The organism is Oleiphilus sp. HI0125, from assembly GCF_001635355.1.
On record NZ_LWGF01001403.1, the window covers coordinates 1 to 893 of the forward strand.

The 893-nt window shown below is 46.0% G+C and carries 1 protein-coding gene and 1 pseudogene; one reads left to right on the forward strand and one right to left on the reverse strand.

Annotated elements, in window-relative coordinates:
• Nucleotides 1-241, forward strand: a 241-nt coding sequence (locus tag A3762_RS23925) for an NAD(P)H-dependent oxidoreductase (RefSeq protein WP_197469552.1), incomplete at its 5' end; no start/stop codon positions are given.
• Nucleotides 242-307: 66 nt separating this feature from the next.
• Here A3762_RS23925 and A3762_RS23930 read toward each other — a convergent pair.
• A pseudogene (locus tag A3762_RS23930) lies at nt 308-893 on the reverse strand (acetyl-CoA C-acetyltransferase); the annotation flags it as partial.

Genomic DNA, 893 nt, shown 5'->3' on the forward strand with positions numbered 1-893 from the left:
TTACACAGAAAATGGCCCAGAGGGTTTGTTGAACATTGATACGATGTACTTAGTTGTTTCAACGGGTGGCGCGCCGGTAGGCAGTCCTGTCGATTTCGTTGTACCGTACATGAAGCAAGTTGCAGCATTTATCGGCGTAAAAAATGTTGAGGTGATTGCTGCGGATGCAACGAATGCGAATCGCGATGCTGCTTCTGAGAAAGCGCGTGCGAAAATTGAAGAACTAGCTGAATCGTTTTAGTCGGAAGCCGGGTTGTTGTTAGGAATATTGGGGTCGGAGTACATATGTACTCCGACCCCGAACTTATTAGATAAGTTCTAGTGTTACTGCAGTCGCTTCACCACCACCGATACACAAGCTAGCAAGACCTTTTGCCTTACCTTCTTTCTTAAGGGCGTAGATCAACGTAGCAATAATACGTGCGCCTGAAGCACCAACAGGGTGACCAAGTGCTACTGCACCGCCGTGAATGTTGATCTTCTCAGCTGGAATGTTGTGCGCATTCATTGCTGTCATTGCAACCATTGCGAAGGCTTCATTCACTTCGAACAAGTCAACATCAGCTGAAGCCCAACCTGTTTTGTTCAGTACTTTTTCAATAGCGCCACATGGTGCGTGCGTAAATTTCGCTGGAGCTTCTGCGTGAGAAGAAGTCGCACGAATTACCGCTAGTGGCGTTAAACCTTTTTCTTTTGCAACTTTTCCAGAACAAAGAATTACAGCTGCCGCACCATCAGAAATTGCTGATGAGTTAGCTGCAGTTACAACGCCATTCTTGTCGAATGCTGGACGAAGTGAAGGGATTTTTTCAGGGCGTGCTTGACCAGGAAGCTCATCCTTATCAAAAACAACTTCACCTTTACGCGACTTAACTGTGAAAGGAACAATTTCT